Source organism: Pseudomonas guariconensis (assembly GCF_015680235.1).
Lineage (GTDB): Bacteria > Pseudomonadota > Gammaproteobacteria > Pseudomonadales > Pseudomonadaceae > Aquipseudomonas > Aquipseudomonas guariconensis_A.
In genome coordinates this window covers 1-22710 of sequence record NZ_JADLJL010000020.1, presented here as the reverse complement: position 1 = coordinate 22710, position 22710 = coordinate 1, and the positions used below count along the sequence as shown (strand labels likewise).

22 protein-coding genes are annotated in these 22710 nt (G+C 64.5%); 9 read left to right on the top strand and 13 right to left on the bottom strand.

Translation table 11 applies throughout. The features are described 5' to 3' along the window. Positions 1–12: 12 nt before the first annotated feature. Positions 13–1800 (top strand): IlvD/Edd family dehydratase, encoded by a 1788-nt coding sequence (locus IRZ56_RS14880; RefSeq protein WP_196145626.1) that lies wholly within the window; start codon positions 13–15, stop codon positions 1798–1800. Between the two features lie 52 nt (positions 1801–1852). Here IRZ56_RS14880 and IRZ56_RS14875 read toward each other — a convergent pair whose 3' ends face one another. The 7 genes from IRZ56_RS14875 to IRZ56_RS14845 all read right to left on the bottom strand — a co-directional run bounded on the left by IRZ56_RS14875 (position 1853) and on the right by IRZ56_RS14845 (position 8414). Beyond that, the gene (locus tag IRZ56_RS14875) at positions 1853–2869 is read right to left on the bottom strand and encodes an alpha/beta hydrolase (protein ID WP_196145625.1); all 1017 of its coding nucleotides are present in this window, start codon (positions 2867–2869) and stop codon (positions 1853–1855) included. A 30-nt stretch (positions 2870–2899) separates the two neighbouring features. After that, entirely contained in the window at positions 2900–3145 is a 246-nt protein-coding gene (locus IRZ56_RS14870; protein ID WP_196145624.1) for a DUF2790 domain-containing protein, read from the bottom strand. A 253-nt stretch (positions 3146–3398) separates the two neighbouring features. Continuing rightward, positions 3399–4793, bottom strand: coding sequence for a GABA permease (gene gabP, locus IRZ56_RS14865; protein WP_196145623.1), 1395 nt, complete (start codon positions 4791–4793; stop codon positions 3399–3401). Between the two features lie 413 nt (positions 4794–5206). After that, on the bottom strand, positions 5207–6217 hold the full coding sequence (locus IRZ56_RS14860) for a zinc-dependent alcohol dehydrogenase family protein (protein ID WP_196145622.1): 1011 nt from the start codon (positions 6215–6217) through the stop codon (positions 5207–5209). Between the two features lie 78 nt (positions 6218–6295). Beyond that, positions 6296–6886: an HAD family hydrolase gene (locus tag IRZ56_RS14855; protein WP_196145621.1), complete on the bottom strand. Its 591-nt coding sequence runs from the start codon at positions 6884–6886 to the stop codon at positions 6296–6298. Beyond that, positions 6883–7752, bottom strand: a complete 870-nt coding sequence (gene tesB / locus IRZ56_RS14850; protein WP_196145620.1) for an acyl-CoA thioesterase II — start codon at positions 7750–7752, stop codon at positions 6883–6885. The genes IRZ56_RS14855 and tesB overlap by 4 nt, the downstream gene beginning before the upstream one ends. A 92-nt stretch (positions 7753–7844) precedes the next feature. Beyond that, positions 7845–8414: a GNAT family N-acetyltransferase gene (locus IRZ56_RS14845; RefSeq protein ID WP_196145619.1), complete on the bottom strand. Its 570-nt coding sequence runs from the start codon at positions 8412–8414 to the stop codon at positions 7845–7847. Between the two features lie 172 nt (positions 8415–8586). On the opposite strand from IRZ56_RS14845, the gene IRZ56_RS14840 reads away from it, so the two are divergent. From IRZ56_RS14840 to IRZ56_RS14830, 3 genes are all read left to right on the top strand, one after another. Then, positions 8587–9276 carry a histidine phosphatase family protein gene (locus IRZ56_RS14840; RefSeq protein ID WP_196145618.1) on the top strand — a complete coding sequence of 230 codons (690 nt, stop codon included), beginning with the start codon at positions 8587–8589 and terminating at the stop codon, positions 9274–9276. 254 nt (positions 9277–9530) lie between these two features. Beyond that, positions 9531–10445: a histone deacetylase gene (locus IRZ56_RS14835; protein WP_196145617.1), complete on the top strand. Its 915-nt coding sequence runs from the start codon at positions 9531–9533 to the stop codon at positions 10443–10445. A 149-nt stretch (positions 10446–10594) separates the two neighbouring features. After that, a complete protein-coding gene (locus IRZ56_RS14830) occupies positions 10595–11836 on the top strand; it encodes a TIGR03862 family flavoprotein (protein WP_196145616.1) in 1242 nt (413 codons plus the stop codon). A gap of 105 nt (positions 11837–11941) precedes the next feature. Here the strand turns inward: IRZ56_RS14830 and IRZ56_RS14825 are convergent, their stop codons facing one another. After that, positions 11942–13273: a DEAD/DEAH box helicase gene (locus IRZ56_RS14825; RefSeq protein WP_196145615.1), complete on the bottom strand. Its 1332-nt coding sequence runs from the start codon at positions 13271–13273 to the stop codon at positions 11942–11944. A 135-nt stretch (positions 13274–13408) separates the two neighbouring features. Next, on the bottom strand, positions 13409–14329 hold the full coding sequence (gene yedA, locus IRZ56_RS14820; RefSeq protein WP_196145614.1) for a drug/metabolite exporter YedA: 921 nt from the start codon (positions 14327–14329) through the stop codon (positions 13409–13411). A gap of 154 nt (positions 14330–14483) precedes the next feature. Here yedA and IRZ56_RS14815 point away from each other — a divergent pair, with 154 nt between their 5' ends. Continuing rightward, positions 14484–14942 carry an Lrp/AsnC family transcriptional regulator gene (locus IRZ56_RS14815; protein WP_196145613.1) on the top strand — a complete coding sequence of 153 codons (459 nt, stop codon included), beginning with the start codon at positions 14484–14486 and terminating at the stop codon, positions 14940–14942. Positions 14943–15054: 112 nt separating this feature from the next. On the opposite strand, the gene IRZ56_RS14810 is transcribed toward IRZ56_RS14815, so the two are convergent. Together IRZ56_RS14810 and IRZ56_RS14805 are read right to left on the bottom strand one after the other, a co-directional pair. Further along, positions 15055–15534 carry an NYN domain-containing protein gene (locus IRZ56_RS14810; RefSeq protein ID WP_196145612.1) on the bottom strand — a complete coding sequence of 160 codons (480 nt, stop codon included), beginning with the start codon at positions 15532–15534 and terminating at the stop codon, positions 15055–15057. Between the two features lie 72 nt (positions 15535–15606). Further along, a complete protein-coding gene (locus tag IRZ56_RS14805; RefSeq protein WP_196145611.1) occupies positions 15607–16341 on the bottom strand; it encodes a DUF2076 domain-containing protein in 735 nt (244 codons plus the stop codon). A gap of 154 nt (positions 16342–16495) precedes the next feature. Here IRZ56_RS14805 and IRZ56_RS14800 point away from each other — a divergent pair, with 154 nt between their 5' ends. Both IRZ56_RS14800 and IRZ56_RS14795 read left to right on the top strand, forming a co-directional pair. Continuing rightward, the gene (locus IRZ56_RS14800; RefSeq protein WP_196145610.1) at positions 16496–17152 is read left to right on the top strand and encodes a YciC family protein; all 657 of its coding nucleotides are present in this window, start codon (positions 16496–16498) and stop codon (positions 17150–17152) included. Between the two features lie 107 nt (positions 17153–17259). Continuing rightward, on the top strand, positions 17260–17763 hold the full coding sequence (locus IRZ56_RS14795) for a hypothetical protein (protein ID WP_196145609.1): 504 nt from the start codon (positions 17260–17262) through the stop codon (positions 17761–17763). A gap of 12 nt (positions 17764–17775) precedes the next feature. Here IRZ56_RS14795 and hrpB read toward each other — a convergent pair whose 3' ends face one another. Continuing rightward, on the bottom strand, positions 17776–20304 hold the full coding sequence (gene hrpB / locus IRZ56_RS14790; RefSeq protein WP_196145608.1) for an ATP-dependent helicase HrpB: 2529 nt from the start codon (positions 20302–20304) through the stop codon (positions 17776–17778). 117 nt (positions 20305–20421) lie between these two features. Here hrpB and IRZ56_RS14785 point away from each other — a divergent pair, with 117 nt between their 5' ends. Together IRZ56_RS14785 and IRZ56_RS14780 are read left to right on the top strand one after the other, a co-directional pair. Continuing rightward, positions 20422–20841, top strand: a complete 420-nt coding sequence (locus tag IRZ56_RS14785) for a polyribonucleotide nucleotidyltransferase (protein WP_196145607.1) — start codon at positions 20422–20424, stop codon at positions 20839–20841. A gap of 22 nt (positions 20842–20863) precedes the next feature. Further along, positions 20864–21733: a cation diffusion facilitator family transporter gene (locus IRZ56_RS14780; RefSeq protein WP_196145606.1), complete on the top strand. Its 870-nt coding sequence runs from the start codon at positions 20864–20866 to the stop codon at positions 21731–21733. 8 nt (positions 21734–21741) lie between these two features. On the opposite strand, the gene IRZ56_RS14775 is transcribed toward IRZ56_RS14780, so the two are convergent. Further along, a complete protein-coding gene (locus IRZ56_RS14775) occupies positions 21742–22545 on the bottom strand; it encodes a DUF6515 family protein (RefSeq protein ID WP_196145605.1) in 804 nt (267 codons plus the stop codon). Positions 22546–22710: the final 165 nt, after the last annotated feature.

The following is a 22710-nucleotide window of genomic DNA, read 5'->3' as shown; positions in this document are numbered from 1 at the left end:
AGAGAGAACGATATGACCGACACCGCGAAACGCCCGCTGCGCAGCCAGCAATGGTTCGACGACCCGAGCCACGCCGACATGACCGCGCTATACGTCGAGCGCTACATGAACTACGGCCTGACCCGCGCCGAACTGCAATCGGGGCGGCCGATCATTGGCATCGCCCAGACCGGAAGCGACCTGACGCCCTGCAACCGCCATCACCTGGAACTGGCCCAGCGGGTCAAGGCCGGTATCCGAGACGCAGGCGGCATTCCGATGGAGTTCCCGGTACACCCGATCGCCGAACAGAGCCGTCGGCCAACCGCCGCGCTCGACCGCAACCTGGCGTACCTGGGGTTGGTGGAAATCCTCCACGGCTACCCGCTGGATGGCGTGGTGTTGACCACCGGCTGCGACAAAACCACGCCAGCCTGCCTGATGGCTGCCGCCACCACCGACCTGCCAGCCATTGTGTTGTCCGGCGGGCCAATGCTCGACGGCCATCACAAGGGCCAACTGATCGGCTCGGGCACAGTGCTGTGGCATGCGCGCAACCTGATGGCTGCCGGCGAAATCGACTACGAAGGGTTCATGGAAATGACCACCGCCGCTTCGCCGTCGGTAGGCCACTGCAATACCATGGGCACGGCGCTGTCGATGAACGCCCTGGCCGAAGCCCTGGGCATGTCGCTGCCCGGTTGCGCCAGCATCCCCGCACCCTATCGGGAGCGCGGGCAGATGGCCTACGCCACCGGCAGGCGCATCTGCGAACTGGTGATGCAAGAGGTACACCCCTCATCGATCATGACCCGCGAAGCATTCGAGAACGCCATCGCAGTGGCCTCGGCCCTGGGCGCTTCAAGCAACTGCCCGCCGCACCTGATCGCTATCGCCCGGCACATGGGCATCGAGCTGTCGCTGGACGACTGGCAGCGCATCGGTGAAGACGTGCCGCTGCTGGTCAACTGCATGCCTGCGGGCAAGTACCTGGGCGAAGGTTTCCACCGTGCCGGCGGCGTGCCGGCGGTGATGCACGAACTGCGCAAGGCCGGGCGCCTGCATGAAGATTGCATCACGGTCAGCGGCAAGACCATTGGCGAGGTGGTCAGCGACACCGTCACCAGCAACCGCGACGTGATCCTGCCGTTCGACGAGCCGCTCAAGCACAGCGCTGGCTTCATCGTTCTCAGTGGTAATTTCTTCGACAGCGCGATCATGAAGATGTCGGTGGTCGGCGAAGCCTTCCGCAAGACCTACCTGTCCGAGCCCGGCAAGGAAAACAGCTTCGAGGCGCGAGCCATCGTGTTCGAGGGCCCCGAGGACTACCACGCGCGCATTGACGACCCAGCACTGGACATCGACGAGCGTTGCATCCTGGTGATTCGTGGCGCCGGCACCGTGGGTTACCCAGGTAGTGCTGAAGTGGTCAACATGGCGCCACCGGCGGCGCTGATCAAAAAGGGCATCGACTCGTTGCCGTGCCTGGGCGACGGTCGCCAGAGCGGCACCTCGGCCAGCCCGTCGATTCTTAACATGTCGCCGGAAGCGGCGGTCGGGGGCGGCCTGGCACTGCTTCAGACCAACGACAGGCTGCGCGTCGACCTCAACAACCGTCGCGTCGACCTGCTGGTAGACGACGAGGAAGTGGCACGCCGTCGCGCAGCCTGGAAGCCGAACATCCCGGCCTCCCAAACACCATGGCAAGAGCTCTACCGCCAGTTGGTCGGGCAGTTGTCCACTGGGGGGTGCCTGGAACCGGCCACCCTGCACATGCGCGTGATCGCCCGCGAAGGGGGGATGCCGCGGCATTCGCATTGAAGGGGGAAATACGACCGGGGCGACAAGGTCGCCCCGTTGCAGATTGTATCTATTACTTCAGGTGCTGCCTGATCGCCTGAGCAGCCTGTTCCATCGCGCTGCGGGTCCCAGGCACTTCGCCGAGAACGTTGAGCAGACCAAAGTCATGAATCATGCCATTGTAGCGCACAGCGGTCACTTCCACGCCAGCGGCTTCCAACTTGCGGGCATAGGCTTCGCCTTCATCTCGCAGCACGTCCATTTCAGCGGTTTGTACCAGTGCCGGCGGCAAACCTTTCAACTGATCCAAGCTGGCCCGCAGGGGCGATGCGTGAATGTCGTCGCGCTGCTTCGGATCAGTGGTATAGCTGTCCCAGAACCACTGCATCATGTTACGTGTCAGGAAGTGCCCTTCAGCGAATTGGTTGTAGGAACCATTGTTGAAGTTGGCATCAGTCACGGGCCACAGCAGCGCTTGGAAGCGTAGCTTCGGAGTTCCGGCCTCCTTGGCCTTGATGGCGACTACCGCGGCCATGTTGCCGCCGACGCTGTTACCTGCCACCGCCAAGCGGGTACCGTCGACACCTATCTCCTTGCCATGCTCAGCGACCCAGCGGGTGGCGGCATAGGCCTGATTGATCGCCGTGGGGAACTTGGCCTCGGGCGATGGCGTGTAATCGACGTAGACCGCTGCCGCACCAGAGCCCACTACCAGGTCGCGAATCAATCGTTCATGGGTTGGATAGTCGCCCAACACCCAGCCACCGCCGTGGAAGAACATGAATACCGGCAGGTTACCCTTGGCACCCTCCGGCCGCACGACGCGGATCTCCAGTGGCTGGCCGTCGGCCTGGATGGTACGGCGCTCGACGTGAATACCTGACAAGTCGACCTTCACACTGGCCTGGGCGCCGGTCAGCACTGACCGGGCGTCTTTGGGCGACAAGGTTTCCAGCGGCTTGCCGCCACCTGCAGCCAAAGCCTCAAGGAAGCCTTGAGTGGTGTGTTCCACGCCGGGGCTACCAGCGGCGAAGGCACTGTTGACAGCCAGAGCCAGCAGGCCGGCGGTGAGGGTGCGGGACAATTTCATGCTTTAAGCTCCTAGACCGTAGGCAGGCATTCAGTTCTGGTTGGCTGCAGTGTTTGGAAGGATATAACTCACCTTCTGCTCCTTGCCGTGGCTGTCACGGTAGGTCAGGGTCGCAACGCTGTTTTCGCCGCTGATGCTGGGCGTGTCCTCAACAGAGATGACTGTGTCGATGTCCAGGTCCATTCCGTAGTGGTACTGAGTGGCGGTCTGGGCAAAGGCGCCAACACTGACGCCGAGTGTGAGGGTGGCGATGGCGAAGGCTTTGGAAGTGGTCATGATCGTTCTCCAGTGTCTCGTAGGGGATGAAGCGATTGCTTCATGCTTGAGGCTTAATTTGCACGATAATATTTAGCGCGCAAAATATATTTCCACTATGGTTTCGATTGAACCTGTGGATCAGCCCTGGACACGTGCTTGCAGCCCGGCTGGCCACCCCCGCCCGACATGACTGTGCAACTTCACCTCGCCCACAACGAAAAAAGGCATCTGTCGCCAGATGCCTTTTCTCTTACACAAGCTCGACCGACCGTCAGCCCACCGAGCGGGTCAGCGCTGCCGCCCTCGCCTGCCCACGGCTGGTGATGATCCCCAGGAAGGAGATCACCAACGCCAAGCCCAGGGTCGAAGTCACTTCCGCGCGATGCTCCTCGGTGAACATCATCACGCCCAAGGCGCCAGCGATGAAGATGATCACCGCCCAGGTCAGGTACGGGAACAACCACATGCGGAACTTCAGCTCAGTGCTTTCGCGCTCCAGGCGGCGGCGCATGCGCAGCTGGGAAATGGCGATGGCCATGTACACCAGCAAAGCAATGGCGCCAGAACTTGCCAGCAGGAACTCGAACACGCCCTTGGGCGCGAAGTAGTTGAGGATGGCGATGCCCGCTCCGATCAGGGTGCTGCCGAACACGGCTGCGTAGGGTACGCCGGCTTTGTTGGTGTGGTTCAGGACGGCCGGGGCGTCGCCGCGCTTGGCCAGGGAGTACATCATCCGCGAGGCGATGTAGATCGACGAGTTCATGCAGCTGGTCACTGCCACCAGTACCACCAGGTCGACCATGAATGCGGCATTGGGGATGTTCATGATTTCCAGGGCGCGCTGGTAGGAACCCACGACTGCCAGTTGCGGGTCGTTCCACGGCACGATGGAGATGATCACGAAGATCGACAGGATATAGAACGTGCTGATACGCCAGATCACCGAGCGGGTGGCCTTGGCGATGTTGCGCGATGGGTCGCTGGACTCGGCTGCAGCGATGGTCACCGCCTCGGTGCCGATGAAGCTGAACATCACGGTGATGAAGGCGCCGACCACTGCGGACCAACCCTTGGGCGTGAAGCCGCCGTGCTCGGCCATCAAGGTGCTCAGGCCGCTGACCTCGCGGTTTGGCAGCCAGCCCATGAGGGCCGCGAAGCCCAGGCCAATGAAGCCAAGGATCGCCGTGACCTTGAGAATCGCGAACCAGAATTCGAATTCGCCGTACTTGGCCACACTGAACAGGTTGGTACCCGCGAGCAGCACGACCGACAACAAGGCGAAGATCCAGCTGTCCACCTGGGGGAACCAGGCGTTCAGCACGTGGCCTGCGGCCAATGCTTCGATAGGGATCACCAATACCCAGAACCACCAGTACAACCATCCGATGGTGTAGCCGGCCCAGCGGCCGATGGCTTGTTCAGCGTAGGTAGAGAAGGAGCCGGTGTCTGGATGGGCGACGGCCATCTCACCGAGCATGCGCATGACCAGTACCACCAGGGTCCCGGCCACGAAGTAAGAAAGAATGGTAGCTGGCCCGGCCGCCGCGATGGCGTGCCCGGAACCTACGAAAAGTCCGGCGCCGATGATGCCCGCGATGGACAACATCGTTACATGACGTGGCTTGAAACCTTGTGCAAGGTTGCCATCAGATCCCACGGTGTTCATTGGTCTTGTTCTCTTTTTGCTGACACAAGGAAAGACGGGCAGACGTAGGCGAAAAGCTTCTCCTTTGAAAGAACGGTAACCAGGTACACCACTCACGCTCTGTTGTTGACCTTCTCACGCTCAGGGCGATGCACCGACAAAATGCGGGGTCCACTTTAAGCCGGGGTGGGCGAGGGCAAAATACTCGAAAACGTCTCGCAACTGTTCGATCGCGACACGGCTTTGCCAGGCGGGTCACATTTATCAAATGGCCACTAGGGGTGCTCTGGGACGGGCGTTCCAGCGGAATGGGACCGAGGGCGCTACGCGCCCTTTTCGCGGCACAAGGCCGCTCCTACAGGGGGGGGACGCGCGTCCTGTAGGGGCGGCCTTGTGCCGCGAAAGGGCTGCGCAGCAGCCCCCATTTGGCTGCCTCAATAGGCCAGGCAGATCTTGCCGAAATGGCGATTGCTTTCCTGGTAGCGGAAGGCCTCGACGATCTGCTCGAGCTCGAAGTGCTTGTCGACCACTGGCCGCAGGCCATTGGCATCGATCGCGCGGATCATCGCCTGCTGCTGGGCACGGCTGCCCACCAGCACGCCTTGCAAGCGAATCTGCCGGACCAGCGCCTGAACCAGCGGCAGTTGCCCGGCAACGCCGGTGAGGATGCCGATCAGCGAGACATGCCCGCCAATGCGCGCAGCGATCATCGACTGCTCCAGGGTGGCCGGGCCGCCCACCTCGATCACATGGTCCACGCCACGGTTGCCCGTGAGCTCACGCACCTTTTCGCCCCACGCCGGGGTGCTGCGGTAGTTGATCAGGTGATCGGCGCCCAGGGCCTTGAGGCGCTCGAGCTTGGCATCGCTGGAAGAGGTGGCGATCACCGTGGCGCCGGCCAGCTTGGCGAACTGCAGGGCGAAGATCGATACCCCACCGGTGCCCTGCACCAGTACCGTATCGCCTGGCTTGAGATGGTCATCGCTCATCAGCGCGCGCCAGGCGGTCAGGCCGGCGGTGGTGAGGGTCGCCGCCTCGGCATGGCTGTAGCCCTGGGGCGCCAGGGTGAAGGCGGTGGCGCGGGCGGTTACCTGCTCGCGGGCATAGCCGTCGATGCCATCACCTGGCACGGTGGCGAAACCCTCCACGTTCGCCTGGCCGTCGAGCCAGCCAGGGAAGAACGTGCTCACCACCGAATCCCCGACCTTGAACTCGCTTACACCCAGGCCCACCGCAACCACCTCGCCCGCACCGTCGGCCATGGGAATGCGCCGTTCACTCGGGCCCCACATGCCGCTGACCACGGCGAAGTCATGGTAGTTGAGGGAGCTTGCGTGTAGGCGCACGGTGATCTCGCCAGCCTGGGGCGCAGGCGCCTCGCAAGTGCCGACCTGGACCTTGTCGTAACCGCCGCCGGGTAGGACGTAGATCGCTTTGCTGCTCATGGCTGGGTCTCCTTGGTAAGTCGAAAATTGCAGTGCAGCTTAGCTTGTAGGGGCGCGCTTGCCCGGCGATGAAGCCGGTCAGCCCAACAACCCTCGCAGCGCATGACAGTCCGCCGCGTGCCAGTCCACAAGCTCCGGCCAGGGGTTGTCCGGCAGGTTGACCAATACCGTGCGTGCACCGGCGGCACGCCCGCAGTCCAGGTCGAAACGGTAGTCGCCGACCATCACCAGCTCGCTCGGCGCCACGTCCCAGGCACGGGCGATCTTCAGCAAGCCGTCGGGGTTGGGCTTGGGCGCGGCTTCGTCACGGCCAAGGATATGCTCGACCGGGAAACAGTCCGCCAGGCCGATCGCCTCCAGCGTCACATGTGCCAGCTCTCGGGCGTTACGCGTGAGAATGCCCAACTGGCAGCCGCGCCCGGCCAGTTCACGCACCAGCTCGACGGCACCGGCCGCCGGGCGCGAGGCAATCGCCAGGTCCCGTTCATGCTCCAGCAGCCAGGCGTGCTTGACGGTCGCCTCCTCCACCGGCAAAGCCGCCAGGTGGGTGAGGATGTCGTGCTCCGGCGGGATGCCCAACGCCTCGCGGATGGCGGCGAAATCATGCACGGCCACCGTCAGGGTGCCGTCCATATCGAACACCCAATGGCGAATGGCACCAAGGCTCACGCCCAGTCCTCGCGGTGGCGGATCAGGCCTTCCTGGCACGACGATGCCACCAACTGGCCGGCGCGGTTGAAGATGCTGCCGCGGTTGAACCCGCGTGCGTTGCCGGCCCACGGGCTGTCGGTGGCGTAGAGCAGCCAGTCATCGGCGCGCAGGTCGCGGTGGAACCACAAGGCGTGATCGAGGCTGGCGATCTGCATGTCCTTCTGCCACACCGACTTGCCATGGGGCAGCAGCGAGGTGGTCAGCAGACCGAAGTCCGAGGCGTAGGCCAGCAGGTACTTGTGCAGGGCCGGCATGTCCGGCAGCTTGCCGTCTGCGCGGAACCAGGCGTACTTGATCGGCTCACCCGCCTTGGGGTTGAACGGGTCACGCTCGGTGACCGGGCGGATCTCGATCGGCTTGGCACACAGCACCTTGTCACGAATGCGCTCGGGCAACCGGTCGGCCATGGCGCTGGCCAGCTCGACCTCGGTGGGCAGGTTTTCCGGGCCGACCACGTCAGGCATCTGCACCTGGTGCTCGAAGCCGCCCTCGTCGTACTGGAACGACGCGCTGCAGGTGAAGATGGCATGGCCCTTCTGGATCGCCGTCACCCGCCGGGTGCTGAAGCTGCCGCCGTCACGCACGCGGTCCACCGAGTACACCACCGGCATGCTGGCATCGCCTGGGCGCAGGAAGTAGCCGTGCAGCGAATGCACATGGCGGGCTTCCTCGACCGTCTGGCTCGCGGCCGACAGCGACTGGCCCAGCACCTGGCCGCCGTACAGCTGGCGGAAACCCAGGTCCTGGCTGCGCCCGCGGAACAGGTTCTCTTCGATGGATTCAAGGCTCAACAGGTCGACCAGGTCGTCCAATACATGGCTCATGGGGTTCTCCTAGCAAGGCATCACGGCTCTACGGCGCAGTTATGAAGCAAATGATACAGGGTTTGTCATTGACGCCCTGCATAAGCTGCCATTCAGCCACGCAGGGTTTCTTGCCAACGTGCCCGGTCGATGCGGTACAGCACATGGGGGCGCAAGGGGTGGCCGGCAGCCAGGCGGGGGTGTTCGAAACTGCCGGCGAGGTCCTGGACCATGCCGATGGCCTGCATGACCTTCTGCGACGGCAGGTTGCCCTCGGTCGTGAACGACACCACTTCGTCCAGGCGCAATTGGGCGAAAGCACAACGCAGGCAGGTCCAGGCCGCCTCGCTGGCAAAGCCAAGCCCCCAGTGCCGCCGGGCCAGCCGCCAACCGATCTCCACGGCCGGGGCGAACGGGGCCTCGAAATTCACATTGAGCAGGCCGGTCATGCCGATGAACGCACCACTGTCCTTGCGCTCCAGCGCCCACAGCCCGAAGCCGTACTCATTGAAATGCCCCCGAATGCGCCCGATCAGCGCTGCCGCCTCCAGGCGCGTCATCGGCGCGGGGAAGTAGCGCATCACCTGGGGGTCGGCGCACAGCGCAGCGAACTCACGCAGGTCGTCGTCCTGCCACTGGCGCAGGATCAGGCGCGCGCTCTCCAGTTCGAGGATGGGGGTCATCAGGGCCGCTCCGCATTCACAGTCATGCAGTCTATAGCGTAGGCGCAGGCCTGGCCTTCACCTAGGCGTGAATGTATTTTTCACGCCCACTTCACCCGCCCCCGACAGCGCACTTCGCACAATGCCCGTATAGATCGCGGCCTGCCCGCGTCATCGGTCACCGGAGTGAAGCATGCAGTCGAGCAATACCCTGGAAAACCCCGCTGTTCACCTACCCCCCAAGCGACGTCGCCATTCATACAAGGCGCAGATCGCAGTCGTCGGCCTGCTCCTGGTGCTGGCCGCGCTGACCGCTTGGCTATCGACGAGGACGCACATCGTGGACCTTGCCACTGAACAACAGCTGAGCGACAGCGGCCTGCTGCAGGATTGGGCAGAGGGCGCGGTCATCGTCATGATCCGCCATGCCGAACGCTGCGACAGCGCCCCAGGCCCCTGCCTGGACGACCCAAGCGGAATCACCGTCTCCGGCAGCCAGGCTGCAACCCGGGTCGGTCAAGGTTTGCACGAACTGAGCCTGGACACAGCCGACCTGTACAGCAGCCCCAAGCTGCGCACCCGGCAGACGGCCCATTTCATTCTGGGCCAGCCCGTGCCCAACGCGAGCTGGCTGGAGCGCTGCGACAGCCGCTTTGCCGAAGAGGCCATAGCCCGCAAACGCCCGGGTCATAACCTGGTGCTGGTCACCCACAACGGTTGCATCGACCATTTCCAACGCTCGCTGAACGTACCCGGCGGCGAGCGGGAAAGCGGCTATGCCAGTGCGTTGTTCGTCTCAGTGGCCAGTAACGGCAAGGCACGCATCCTCGGCCGCCTGAACGAGCCTGACTGGCAGCGCGTGTTGGCCACAATCGGTCGATAACCCCGTTCGCAAGGGCTTCGTTCTTGATCGCGGGACAAGCCCGCTCCCACAGAGGTCAGCGCTTGTCACTGGCTCTTTGCGCGGCCACACATAACTATTTGATTTTGCGGGATCTTGGAGCGGGCTTGTCCCGCGATCAAGGGCTAAGCCCTTGTCAGGCGACGGTGATATCGGGCCCGGCCTGCTCGCGCCTCGGTGGTATCCCCGGGCTACTGCTGGCAAGATCAGCGCCTGCCCCTAGACGCGATACCACCATGCCGTTGCCGCTGATCTACCACGACGACTACAGCCCGGAATTCCCACCCGAGCACCGCTTCCCCATGGACAAGTTCCGCCTGCTACGCGATCACCTGGTCGACAGCGGCCTGGCCATGGACACCGAGCTGCTGCGTCCGCAGATCTGCCCCAATGACATCCTCGCCCTGGCCCATGACCGCGGCTACATCGAACGCTACATGCAGGGCGAGCTGTCCCGTGAAGACCAGCGCCGCCTCGGCCTGCCCTGGAGCGAGGCCTTGGCGCGGCGTACCGTGCGCGCCGTGGGCGGCTCGCTGCTGACCGCCGAAATGGCCCTTGAACAGGGCATCGCCTGTCACCTGGCCGGCGGCACCCATCATGCTCATTACGACCACCCGGCCGGGTTCTGCATCTTCAACGACCTGGCGGTGATCAGCCGCTACCTGCTGGAAGCCGGTCGCGTGCACCGGGTGCTGATCTTCGACTGCGATGTCCACCAGGGCGACGGCACCGCACGTATCCTCCACGACACGCCCGAGGCCATCACCGTGTCGCTGCATTGCGAGCAGAACTTCCCCGCGCGCAAGGCCCAGAGCGATTGGGACATCCCCTTGCCCCGTGGCATGGGCGACAATGCCTACCTGAAGGTGGTGGACGATGCCCTGAACTACCTGCTGCCGCTGTATCAGCCGGACCTGGTGCTGTACGACGCCGGCGTGGACGTGCACAAAGACGACGCCCTGGGCTACCTGCAACTGACCGATGCGGGCCTGGCCGCCCGTGACGAGCATGTCATGCGCCATTGCCTTGGACGCGACATTCCCGTAGCCGGGGTGATTGGCGGTGGCTACAGCAAGGACCGCCAGGCCTTGGCCAAACGCCACGGTATTCTTCATCACAGCGCGGCGCGGGTGCTCGGTTGTTCACAATGACTGTGGAACCGCCTGTGGATAACCTGCGAGAAAGCCGCTGCAGGCCTTTAACCGCCTGATGTACAAAGCGCTGGTTATTTTTTGCACAGTGTTTCCCCAGGCCTGCCTGGGGTAGAATGCCGGCTCTTTTCCACAGCCTGAAAACCTCCATGCCCAGCCAACGCCCCGCCTCCCCTCCCCTTGTCGCCGTCATCGGTGGCGGCCCCGCCGGCCTGATGGCTGCCGAGGCACTGGCAGGCGCCGGCATGGCCGTGCAGGTGTTCGACGCCATGCCGTCGGTGGGCCGCAAGTTCCTGCTGGCCGGCGTGGGCGGCATGAACATCACCCATTCCGAACCTTACGCAGCCTTCGTTGCGCGCTACGCCGAGCGTCACGACAAAATCGAAGCCCTGCTTCGCGACCTGGACGCCGAGGCCTTGCGCCAATGGATCCACGGCCTGGGCATCGAGACCTTCGTCGGCACGTCCGGTCGGGTGTTCCCCGGCGACATGAAGGCCGCGCCACTGCTGCGCGCCTGGCTCAAGCGCCTGCGCGACAGCGGTGTGGTTATCCACACCCGCCACCGCTGGCTGGGCTGGAACGACGACGGCGCCTTGCGAATCGCTTATCCACAGGGCGAACTGCATCTGCACGCCGATGCCGTCGTCCTGGCGCTCGGGGGCGGCAGTTGGGCGCGCCTGGGTTCCGATGGCAGCTGGCAGTCATTGCTGGCCGAACGGGGTGTGGATATCTCGCCGCTGCGACCGAGCAACTGTGGCTTCGAAGTGGAAGGATGGAGCGAGCTGCTCAAAGCGAAGTTCGCGGGCGCGCCCCTGAAGAACATCGCCCTGAGCGTGCCGGGCAGTACACCGCGCAAAGGTGAATTCATCCTCACCGCCCAAGGCGTGGAAGGCAGCCTGGTCTATGCGTGGTCTGCAGCGGTGCGCGAGACCATCCACCGCAATGGCCGGGCCACTTTACTGCTTGACCTGCTGCCGGACCGGCCTGTGGATAAAGTCATTCAGGCCCTGGCCAAGCCGCGAGGGTCCCGCTCCATGGCTAAACACTTGCAAAGCCAGTTGGGGATCGACGGGGTCAAGGCGGCATTGCTGCGTGAATTGACCGACCCGGCGACCTTCGCTGACCCCGCTTCGCTGGCCAAGGCGATCAAGGCCCTGCCGATCGAACTGGTGCGCACGCGGCCATTGGACGAGGCGATCAGCAGCGCCGGTGGCGTGCGTTTCGAAGGGGTGGACGAAGGCTTGATGCTCAAGCAAATGCCTGGCGTATTTTGCGCGGGGGAAATGCTCGATTGGGAGGCGCCGACCGGGGGTTACCTGCTAACCGCCTGCTTTGCCAGTGGGCTGCGAGCGGGCAAGGCGGCCGTGCAGTGGCTGGAGCGGCGTCGCTGATAATGGGGCTGCTTCGCAGCCCAATCGCGGGACAAGCCCGCTCCAACGAAGACCGTGTGGGAGCGGGCTTGCCCCGCGATTGGGCCGCACAGCGGCCCCAAGCGCTCAAGGCTTACGCTTACGCGGCCCGCTGTTGAAACTCGGCACCTTGCGCACCGGTTTGACCGCAGGCTCCGAAAAACTCGCCTCGGCACTGTCCATCCAACGCCCCAACCCACGCTTGGCGCTGGTCTCCTTCGGCTTCTTGGGCTTTTTCGGCTTCTTCAGCACCTGCCCATTGGCATCGGTCAACGGCACCCGGTGATCTGGAATGAAGTCCGGCTCTTCATGGCGCGCCAGCGTCTGGCGAATCAGCGTCTCGATGGCCGCCAGCAGCTGCACTTCATCGGCACACACCAGCGAGATCGCCTCGCCTTTGTTGCCCGCCCGGCCGGTGCGGCCGATACGGTGCACGTAGTCTTCGGCCACGATCGGCAGGTCGAGGTTGACCACCAACGGCAAGTCGTCGATATCCAGGCCCCGGGCGGCGACATCGGTGGCCACCAGCACTTGGATCTCACGCGCCTTGAAGCTGTCCAGGGCGCGCTGGCGGGTGGCCTGCGGGCGGTCGCCATGGATGCCATCGGCATTCACGCCTTCGCCCAGTAGCCGCTCCACCAGCTGGTCGACGCCATTGCGTGTCTTGGCGAACACCAACACCTGCTTCCAGCGCTGCTTACGCAGCAAATGGCAGAACAGGTCGGCCTTGCGCTTCTTGTCCACCGGTACCAACCACTGCTTCACGGTGCTGGCGGTGGTGTTGCGTGGGCTGACCTCGATGCTCAGCGGATCGTTCAAGGCCAGGCCCGCGAGCATGCGGATCTGGTCGGAGAAGGTCGCGGAGAACAGCAGCGTCTGGCGTTTGCGCGGCAAGGCGGCATACACCGCCTGCAGCTCTTCGGCAAAGCCCAGGTCGAGCATGCGGTCGGCCTCGTCGAGCACCAGCACCTGCACCTGGCCGAACTTGACCGCGTTCTGGCGGAACAGGTCGAGCAGGCGGCCGGGGGTGGCCACCAGCAGGTCGACGCCCCGACGCAGGCGCATCATCTGGGGGTTGATGCTGACTCCGCCATACACCGCGTAAGTGCTCACCGGCAGGTTTTCGGCGTACTCGCGAACGTTGGCATGAACCTGCTCGGCCAGTTCGCGGGTCGGCACCAGCACCAGGGCACGAATGGAATTGCTCTGCACCTTTTCCCCTTCCAGGGCCAAGCGCTGCAGAACCGGCAAGGCGAAACCGGCAGTCTTGCCGGTGCCGGTCTGGGCGGCGGCCATCAGGTCGCGGCCGGCCAGCACGGCAGGAATGGCCTGGGCCTGGACCGGGGTGGGAGTGGTGTAGTCCAACTGCTGCAGGGTGCGCAACAAGGGTTCGATCAGGCCGAGTTTGGCGAAATTCATGGAGATACCGTCAGGGGTTCAGCGAAGGCGGCAGTTTACCGCAACCGGTGCCTTCCCTGGGGCCAACGTCGGCCTATCTGTAGGAGCGGCCTTGGTGCCGCGAAAGGGCCGCACAGCGGCCCCGGCAAACCCAACCTACTTACACATCTCGCCCTTGAGTGGCACCGGTTGCTCAGGTGCCTTGCGCCATTGCGGCAGGCCGATCAACACCACCGCCCCGATGATCACCGCCATCGCCACGCACTCCTCCACACCGATCTGCTCACCTGCGAAAACGATGCCCAACAGCACCGCCACCGCCGGGTTGACGTACGCATAGCTGGTGGCCGCCGCCGGGCGCACATGCTTGAGCAGGTACATGTAGGAGCTGAACGCCAGGATCGAACCGAAGAACACCAGGTACGCCAGCGCCCCCCAACCCGCTGCGGTAGGCATCTGCACCAGGCGCTCACCGCTGACCGCACTGCCGATCAGCAGCGCGGCCCCACCGACCAGCATCTCGGCAGCACTGGCCATGGCCCCCTGGGGCAACGGCAGGCTCTTGCTCCACACCGAGCCAAAGGCCCAGGCCGCTGCGGCGAACAGGATCAGCGCCGCGCCCATGGGGCTGGCCTGCAGGTTGGAGCCCAGGTTGAGCATGCCGATACCCACCAGGCCAAGGACGATGCCCGCCCACTCCAAGCGCGAATTGCGGTGCCCGAACAGCAAGCCGAACACCAGGGTGAACAGCGGCACCGTCGCCACCGCCAGCGCCGCAACGCCCGACGCCACCCCGGCATGCTCGGCCAGAGTCACGCCGCCATTGCCGCAACTGAGCAGCAAGAAGCCGATCGCGCCCGCCGCGCGCCACTGGGGCCAGGTCGGCGCGGGGACGCCACGCCAGCGCAGGAAGCCATACAACAGGCTGCCGGCAATGACGAAACGCACCCCGGCCATGAGCATCGGCGGCCAGGACTCGACCCCGATACGAATGAATAGGTAGGTGGACCCCCAGACCAGGTAGAGGGCCAGGAAGGCGCCGATGAGCAACAACGGGACAGGACGGGAGGCAGACATGGGAAAACACTCGAAATCCGTTTACGGGTGACTTAGTTTAGAAAGCGCATCACGTAAACTTAAGTTACAAAACAACTTTAAATGACCGTAACACTTTGCAAAGCATGGTTATGCGATGCCTTTACCATCGATTGCAAAGTTGACTGGAATCGCCATGGACAAGTACGACCGCATGCTACTCGCCGCCCTGCTGGAAAACGGCCGGGCCACCTACGCGCAACTGGCTCGCCAGGTGAATCTGTCCGCCCCGGCAGTGGCCGAGCGGGTCGCCAAACTGGAGGCCAGCGGCGTGATCACCGGCTACACCGCCAAGGTCGACCTGGAGAAGATCGGCCTGCCGATCCAATGCGTGATCGAACTGCGCCTGGCCAGCCACGGCAACCAGCAGGCCTACGACGCCCTGTCGCGGATCCCGCAGCTCACCGAATGCCATCGGGTGACGGGCGACCCTTGCGTGATCATGCAGGCGGCCGTGGGGTCGATGAGTGAACTGGAAGCTTTGATCAACCAGGTGTCGCAGCTGGGTTTCAGCAAGACCTCGATCATTCTTTCCAGCGCCGTGGAGCGACGGGTGCCGCTTGGGCAGTTGGAGGGCAATAGCAGGAAGGCCTGATGTTAATAGCCCATGTTGGCCCAATCGCGGGACAAGGTCACTCCCACTCGGTCTGGTGAACATGAACCTTGTGGAGCGGGCATGTCCCGCGATTTTATCCCTGAGGATGGGCTCAATGGCGCAGCAACAGCGGCCCCTCGATCGGCACATACCGGCTGGCCGCCCGGATCAATGACAACGCGGTAAGCCCAGGCACCCCATACACCACTGCCTCGACACCGTGACGCTCGCGTGCCCGCTCTAGCAGCAAATCGAAATCACCATCGCCGGAGGCCAGCACCACCTGGTCGACCCGGCTGGCGGCATCGATCACATCGAGGGTGATGCCCACGTCCCAGTCCCCTTTTGCCGAACCGTCGCTGCGCTGGATGAACGGCTTGAGCCGCACCTCGAAACCCAGGTTGCGCAAGATCTGCTGGAACTGTTGCTGCTTGCTGTCACCGCGGTCGATGGCATAGGCCACCGCCTCGACGATCTGCCCCTGGCGGCTTACATCGGCCCAGAGCGCGGCGTAGTCGAAGTGGCAGCCATGCACCTGGCGTACGGTGTAGTAGAGGTTCTGCACATCGGCGAACAACGCGATCTTCTTCACCCCGACCTCTCTGGCTGCGTGAAGGGGGCCGCACGGCCGCAGCCCCCAATGCGTGCCAGTATGCCAGAGGCATCAGACGAAGGTGTCGTCGTCGGAGAAGAAGCCGCCGCCATCGCTGCCGTAGTCGCTGTCGGCGAAACCGCCCTGGTCGTAGCCGTAGTCACCGTTGTCGGCCACCTGGGGTTGGCTGCCCTGGTCGTTCCAGCCGCCGTTGTCGCTGGCCGGCGCCGGTTCTTCCTTGATCACCTCAACCACTTCCTCAGGTTGGGAACCATGGTTGAACAGGCTGCTGATGCCTTGCGCCAGCAGCACACCACCGGCCACACCCGCAGCGGTCTGCATGGCGCCGCCCAGGAAACTGCTGGCGCCACTGCGCGCCGGGGCGGCATTGAACGCAGGCTGCTGGCGCTGGCCGAAACCTGGGGCCGACGGCTCACGCCAACCGCCACCGGAGGCCGCAGGCGCGACCGGGCGCTGGGGTTGGGGAGCTGGCGCCGCCTCGCGCGCACCGCCGCCGAACAGCCCCGACAGGAACCCTCCGCCACCACTGCCGCTGCGGCTCGCCTCAGCTTGCGCCCGGGCCTGCTTGAGCTCGGCCTCGAGCTGCTTGTTCTGCTCGTCCAGACGCTTGATCGCGGCCTCCTGGACCAGGATCGCCTGGGCCATGTAATACGGCGCCGCAGGCTGCTGACGCAGGTGTTCCTCGATGCGCGACTGCGCCTGGGCGTCGCGGGCCTGGCCTGCATCCTCGGCTTGCTTGATGCGGCCGAACAGGCCGTCGATCAGGGTTTGCTCTTCAGTGTTCATGGGCTACCTCGTGCACAGGGCGAACATCGGATAGCGTCAAAGATGGGGCTCGCGGACGACGGATTCAATCAGCCAAAGGGTGAAACTTTTTTCAGCGAGCAGCGGACTGGGCTAAAGTTACGCCCTGCTTTTTCTGCCATGCGATATAGACCCGATGAATCCGCTGAGCGTCCTGCGCGACTCCCTGTACTTTTTCCGCCGCCACCTGGTGAATATTCTCCAGCTCTGCCTGCCCTTGGTGGCGGCCGAGGCCCTGTGCACCCAATTGCTGTACCGTCAGCTGGGCGACGAGGCCTCCCCGGCCTACGGCATGTTGGTCAGCCTGTTGTTCTACCCGCTGTACAGCGCCGCCCTGATCCTCTACATGGACACACGCAGCAATGGCCAGGACATCGCCAAGCGCAACCTGTTCGCCCGCGCCGTGCAGTTGTGGCCTGCGCTGGCTTTACTGATCCTCATCAGTTCGCTGCTGATCATGGCGGGCCTGGCGCTGTTCATCTTCCCGGGCGTGTGGATCATGATCAACCTGGTGTTCGCCGAGTACCTGCTGGTGCTGCGCGGCCTGCCGGTGGTGCAGGCCATGCGCGAAAGCGCCCGGATGACCACCGGACACTTCATGCGCATCCTGATCTGCATGCTCGCCGTACTGGCCCCACTGTGGCTGCTCGACGGCCTGCTGTTGATGGCCTTCCCCGAGCCGCAGCCGGGCGTGCAACTGGCGCTGGACAGCCTCAGCGGCTTCCTGCAGCTGTTCAGCAGCGTGGTGCTGTACCGCCTGTTCATGCTGCTGGAGGGCGAAGCCGGCGCGTGAGTCCAGCCGCCCGACGTACTGTTTCCCGCCTCCATTCACCGGTATCGGCTCGCAGACTCGACCGGCGGGCAGCACCCCGCTGCCCTTGAATGGACAAGGAGATTTCCATGACAGACGTCAACGACCCTCTGGTGATCAGCGAGACACTCGAAGCCTTCCAGGGACGAATCTACATGCTGGTCGATGGGCGGTCCGTCCCGTTACGGCTCAGCCGCAGCGATGACAAGTTCCACTGGGGCCTGAACCCTGAAGATGACTGGCTACAAGCGGGCGGAGCCAAGGAATCTCCGGTGTTCCACTTCGCCTTCCACTCCCATGCCGAAGGCCGCTACCACTTCGTCATTACCGGCACGGGTTGGCGAGCGAGCCAGAAGCTGGGCACCAGCCGCAACGGCTACCTGGGGCTTTACAAAGTCGCCGATGTCACCGACTTCTGGAAGCTGGAGCCTCTGAGCTGGACCGAACAGGGCCTGCATTGTCGCTGGCGTGATCACCGAGGGCATCAAGTCAAGGCCATCGCGGACACACCCCATCGCGACCGTGGTACCTATTACCACCTGAATGTCGAAGAAGGCGTGACACACGAATTCCTGATCGAGCGCGTGGGCTGACTTGGCCCCGATTCACGTGCCCCTGGGCTTGGCCCGTGCGGTGGCTTCGGCCACCAGCGGGTCATCCGGCCAGTAGTGCTTGGGATAACGCCCCTTGAGGTCCTTCTTGACTTCCGTATAGGTGGTGCGCCAGAAGTTGGCCAGGTCCTGGGTGACCTGTACCGGTCGCCGTGCCGGCGACAGCAGGTGCAGCTTGACCTGCTGGCGGCCCTGGGCGATGCGCGGTGTATCGGCCAGGCCGAACAGCTCTTGCAGGCGCACGGCGAGGATCGGCGGGGTTTCGCTGTAATCCAGGCGGATGTTCGAGCCAGAGGGCACGGCCAAGTGCGCCGGCGCCCATTCATCCAAGCGCTGCGGCAATGGCCAGGGCAGCAGGTTGCGCAACATCGATGCCAGGTCCAGCTGGGCGAAGTGGCTCAGGCGCGAGACCTTGCCCAAGAATGGCTGCAGCCAGTCTTCCAGGCGCGCGAGCAGCGCCTCGTCGGACAGGTCCGGCCATTCGCTGTGGCCATCTTTTTCCATATCCAGCTGCCGCAGCAGCGCCACCCGCGCCTGCCACTGGCGCAGCTCCGGGGTCCAGGTCAGCAGGTTGAGCCCCTTGCGCCGGACCAGTTCGAGCAATGCCTTGGCTCGAGCGTCGTCGTCCAGGCCAGGCAGCGCCTCGCGGCTGAGCACCAGTTCACCTACCTTGGCTTGACGCTCGGCACGCAGGACCTGTTCACGCTCATCCCACTCGAGGATATCGACCCGCTCGAGCTGCTCGGCGAGCACATTCTCGAACAGCGTCGGGTCGAGCTCAGCGGCCAGGTAGATCCGCTCTTCCCGCTGGCCCTGGCGACTGCCCAGGTCAGCGATCACCAGCCAAGGGCATTTCATCAAGCCATCGACCTCGGCGAACAAAGCAGCGCGGCCATTGGCCAGGCGATATTCGGCCCCGCCCTCGCGACGCTGCCGGGCGATGCGGTCCGGGTAGGCCAAGGCCAGCAATGCGCCCAACCAGCGTGGATGGTCCGGGTCGGCAACCGATGCGCCGGCCTTGCCGCGTAGCAAGCCTCGGTATTGTCTGGCCAACTGCCGCGCACGCTGCACGCCGCCCTGCCCGCCCCGGGCGGCCTTGCTTTCCCCGCTAACCAACGCCAGGCGGCTGTGCAGGTCGGCGCCGCCGCCACGCTGGATATCCCGCTCCCCCAATAGAGCCGCCACGTCACAAGCCATCTGGGCCAGGCCCAGGTCCTGGCCACGCAACAGCAAGTGGGCGATACGCGGATGGGCCGGCAGTTCGGCCATGGCCAGGCCATGCTCGCTGAGGTTGTCCCGACTGCCGGGCTTGAAGGCTTTCAGGCGCGCCAACAAGTCCTGGGCTTGGGCCAGGGCGGCGGCGGGAGGCGAGTCGAGCCAACGCAACTGATCCGCCGTCACGCCCCAACGCGCCAACTGCAGGGCCAGCCCGGCCAGGTCGGCCTGTAGAATTTCGGCGCTGCCATGGGCCGCCAGCTGATCGTGCTGGGCCTCGGACCACAGGCGATAGCACACGCCCGGTTCCAGGCGTCCGGCGCGGCCGGCGCGCTGGGTGGCGCTGGCGCGGGAGATGCGTTGGGTATCCAGGCGGGTCATGCCACTGCCGGGGTCGAAGCGCGGCACCCGCGCCAGCCCCGCATCGACCACCACACGCACGCCATCGATGGTCAGGCTGGTCTCGGCGATATTGGTCGCCAGCACGACCTTGCGCAGCCCCTTGGGTGCCGGGTCGATGGCCGCGCGTTGGGCATCGAGGTCCAGCTCGCCATGCAACGGGCAAAGCAGGAGGTCGGCGCGCTCGCCCAGCGCCTCCTGCAATGCCTGGTGTACGCGGCGGATCTCAGCCTGGCCAGGCAGGAACACCAGCAAGCTGCCAGGCTGCTCCGCCAAGGCTTGCAGCACGCAGTCGACCACCCGCGGCTCGACGAATTCCCCCGGCTGGAAGGGGCGGCTCCAGCGGATATCCACCGGGTGCATGCGCCCTTCGCTGCTGATGATCGGTGCATCGTCGAGCAAGCGCGAAAGGCGTTCGCCCTCGAGGGTCGCGGACATCAGCAGGATCTTCAGCGGCGGCTCGTCACGCAGCAGCTCCCGGCCATTGAGGCTCAGGGCCAGGGCAAGGTCGGCGTCGAGGCTGCGTTCGTGGAATTCATCGAAGATCAGCAGCCCTACCCCCTCCAGCGCAGGGTCGGCCTGCAAGCGGCGGGTGAGGATGCCTTCGGTGACCACTTCGATACGTGTATTGGGGCCGACTTTGCTGTCCAGGCGGATGCGATAGCCCACGGTTTCGCCGACCTTTTCACCCAGCTCGCTGGCCAGGCGCTCGGCGGCTGCGCGGGCGGCCAGGCGGCGGGGCTCGAGCATCAGGATGGTCTGCCCGGCCAACCATGGCTCATCGAGCAGGGCCAGAGGTACGCGGGTGGTCTTGCCGGCGCCGGGCGGCGCCTCGAGCACGGCCTCGTCGCGCTCGGTCAGGGCCTGGCGCAAGGCGGGCAATACGGCATCGATTGGTAATGAAATCATGGTGGTCCTCGAACTGTGGTCCGAGTATAACGGCGAACCACGCCTGGCTTATCATGGTCTGAACAACAGGAGCTGGCGTTTGGCCTGCTCCTTCGGGTTACCGTTTCGGAGATTCACATGCGCATCCACTCCCGCATCATCGGTGGCGCCCTCATCGCCACTTTGCTGGCCCAGCTCACCGCCTGCGGCACCATCTTCTACCCAGACCGCCGCGGCCAGATCGAAGGTAAGATCGACCCGGTGGTCGCTGCCCTGGACGCCATCGGTATCCTCTTCTATGTCATCCCGGGCCTGATCGCTTTTGGTGTCGACTTCGCCACCGGTGCCATCTACTACCCCGGCGGCACCACAGCCCATGTCGACCCGGCCAAGCTCAAACCCGCCATCAAGGCCGACGGTCAGGTCGACAACGCCAAGCTGCAGGCTATCCTCGAAAGCGAACTGGGCCAGCGCCTGCCGCTGAACGACCCACGGCTGATCCAGCACCGTGGCAGCGTCGAGCAGTTGGCCGCCTACGGCCTGGCCCCGGCCGCCTGATCGACGGGAACACCTGCCCGGCATGACCTCCAGCGCCGAACACCAACGCCTGCTGCGGCTGGCCACGCGCGCCTCCCTGGCCGTGGCCAGCCTGCTCGTGCTGAGCAAGGCCGTGGCCTGGTGGTTGAGCGGCTCGGTCAGCTTGCTGGCCGGCCTGACCGACTCGGCGCTCGATGCGGTCGCCTCCTTTCTCAACCTACTCGCGGTGCATTACGCCTTGCGCCCGGCTGACGACGACCATCGCTTCGGCCACGGCAAGGCCGAAGCTCTGGCCGGCATGGCCCAGGCGCTGTTCATCGGTGTCAGTGCGGTATTGATCGGGGTACAGGCGGTCGAGCGGCTGCAATCGCCACAGCCGTTGGGCGACACCGCCGCCGGTATCGTTGTGATGGTGCTGTCGCTGGTGCTAACCCTGGCTCTGCTGGCGTTCCAGCGCAAGGTGATCCGCGCCACCGGCTCCACCGCAGTGCGCGCCGACTCGCTGCACTATCGCTCCGACCTGCTGCTCAACGGCAGCATCCTGCTGGCCCTGTTGCTCGCTCGCTTCGGCTGGCCACAGCTCGATGCTCTGTTCGGCCTGGGCATCGCCGTCTACATCTTGTGGAGCGCGCTGCAGATCGCGCGCGAGAGCACGGCGATCCTGATGGACAAGGAACTGCCTGCCGACATCGGCGAGCGCATGCTCGAGCTGGTGTGTGCCATTCCCGGGGTGAAAGGGGCACATGACTTGCGTACGCGGGTCTCGGGCAATCGCTGGTTCGTCCAGTTGCACCTGGAACTGCCAGGCGAACTGGCCCTGCATGACGCCCATGCGCTGTGCGTACAAGCCTCCGAGGCGATCCGCCAGCGTTATCCACAGGCGGACGTGATGGTGCATGCCGACCCGGTGTAGCCAACGCCTCAGTTCACGCTATAGCCCCGATCGCTCAGACACGCCCCCAGGGCTCGGTGATACGCATCCGCGACATGGACCGGCGGGGCGGAAGACGCCGAAGCCGGGTCGAACCCCGATTGCTGCACGGCCCAGCGGTGACACTGGTAGCGGTCCCGGTCCTGTTGTGCGGGTGTCTGACCGGACAGCGGGTGGGCGACCACATCGTAGCCAGTGCCCAATGCCGGCCCCGGTGGCGGCAGGATGTTGGGTGGGTTGACCACCACATAGCCCTGGTCGCCGCCCAGGTATTGGTAATAGCTGTCGGCCACCAGGAAGAACAGTGAATCTCCGATCCAGACTTCCCTGGCGTAGGTGGGCAGGTAGCTCACCCGGACGCCGTATGGCGGCGTCACCACGATATAGCCACCACCGTTGGGCCTGTACCAATAGCCGCCGGAATAGAAATAGTCCTGCCCCTGGTAAGGCACCTTCCAGTAGCGGTCCGGAAAACGATCGACCCTGTGCCCCGGACGATACTGCGGCCCCGGGCCCCAGCCATCGCCATGGCCATCGGGGCGCCCGGCCCAATTGCCACCCGGGCGCTGCCCGTGCCCGCCTGCATCCCAATGCCCACCGCGACGAGGAATATCCTGGTAATAGCCCTGGCGGGGCGGCTGAGTCTGGCGCACTTCGTCCCGCGAATTGAGTGGCGAGGTGCCCATGGCGCCGCCATTGGGATCCTGCGGGCCAGGCTCTTGGGCCAATACACCCAGGCTGATACCCAGCCCCAGTAAACCAATACCGGCCAATTGCCAGATGCGCGACGTCATGATGCCCTCTCGAAAACCGCTGGATCTGCCAGCAGTCTACCGCGCCCGCAGGTGGGCGGATGAAATCCAGGATTGAGTAGGAGACGGGCTCTCACCCGTCGTCCTCTCACACCACCGTGCGTACGGTTCCGTACACGGCGGTTCAGGTTATGCGGCTAAGCCTGT

Bases quoted from the DNA above. Each gene is read 5' to 3' on its own strand.
- IRZ56_RS14880 (WP_196145626.1), top strand. From the start codon at position 13: ATGACCGACACCGCGAAACGCCCGCTGCGCAGCCAGCAATGGTTCGAC.
- IRZ56_RS14875 (WP_196145625.1), bottom strand. From the start codon at position 2,869: ATGAAATTGTCCCGCACCCTCACCGCCGGCCTGCTGGCTCTGGCTGTC.
- IRZ56_RS14870 (WP_196145624.1), bottom strand. From the start codon at position 3,145: ATGACCACTTCCAAAGCCTTCGCCATCGCCACCCTCACACTCGGCGTC.
- gabP (WP_196145623.1), bottom strand. From the start codon at position 4,793: ATGAACACCGTGGGATCTGATGGCAACCTTGCACAAGGTTTCAAGCCA.
- IRZ56_RS14860 (WP_196145622.1), bottom strand. From the start codon at position 6,217: ATGAGCAGCAAAGCGATCTACGTCCTACCCGGCGGCGGTTACGACAAG.
- tesB (WP_196145620.1), bottom strand. From the start codon at position 7,752: ATGAGCCATGTATTGGACGACCTGGTCGACCTGTTGAGCCTTGAATCC.
- IRZ56_RS14845 (WP_196145619.1), bottom strand. From the start codon at position 8,414: ATGACCCCCATCCTCGAACTGGAGAGCGCGCGCCTGATCCTGCGCCAG.
- IRZ56_RS14840 (WP_196145618.1), top strand. From the start codon at position 8,587: ATGCAGTCGAGCAATACCCTGGAAAACCCCGCTGTTCACCTACCCCCC.
- IRZ56_RS14835 (WP_196145617.1), top strand. From the start codon at position 9,531: ATGCCGTTGCCGCTGATCTACCACGACGACTACAGCCCGGAATTCCCA.
- IRZ56_RS14830 (WP_196145616.1), top strand. From the start codon at position 10,595: ATGCCCAGCCAACGCCCCGCCTCCCCTCCCCTTGTCGCCGTCATCGGT.
- IRZ56_RS14825 (WP_196145615.1), bottom strand. From the start codon at position 13,273: ATGAATTTCGCCAAACTCGGCCTGATCGAACCCTTGTTGCGCACCCTG.
- yedA (WP_196145614.1), bottom strand. From the start codon at position 14,329: ATGTCTGCCTCCCGTCCTGTCCCGTTGTTGCTCATCGGCGCCTTCCTG.
- IRZ56_RS14815 (WP_196145613.1), top strand. From the start codon at position 14,484: ATGGACAAGTACGACCGCATGCTACTCGCCGCCCTGCTGGAAAACGGC.
- IRZ56_RS14805 (WP_196145611.1), bottom strand. From the start codon at position 16,341: ATGAACACTGAAGAGCAAACCCTGATCGACGGCCTGTTCGGCCGCATC.
- IRZ56_RS14800 (WP_196145610.1), top strand. From the start codon at position 16,496: ATGAATCCGCTGAGCGTCCTGCGCGACTCCCTGTACTTTTTCCGCCGC.
- IRZ56_RS14795 (WP_196145609.1), top strand. From the start codon at position 17,260: ATGACAGACGTCAACGACCCTCTGGTGATCAGCGAGACACTCGAAGCC.
- hrpB (WP_196145608.1), bottom strand. From the start codon at position 20,304: ATGATTTCATTACCAATCGATGCCGTATTGCCCGCCTTGCGCCAGGCC.
- IRZ56_RS14785 (WP_196145607.1), top strand. From the start codon at position 20,422: ATGCGCATCCACTCCCGCATCATCGGTGGCGCCCTCATCGCCACTTTG.
- IRZ56_RS14780 (WP_196145606.1), top strand. From the start codon at position 20,864: ATGACCTCCAGCGCCGAACACCAACGCCTGCTGCGGCTGGCCACGCGC.
- IRZ56_RS14775 (WP_196145605.1), bottom strand. From the start codon at position 22,545: ATGACGTCGCGCATCTGGCAATTGGCCGGTATTGGTTTACTGGGGCTG.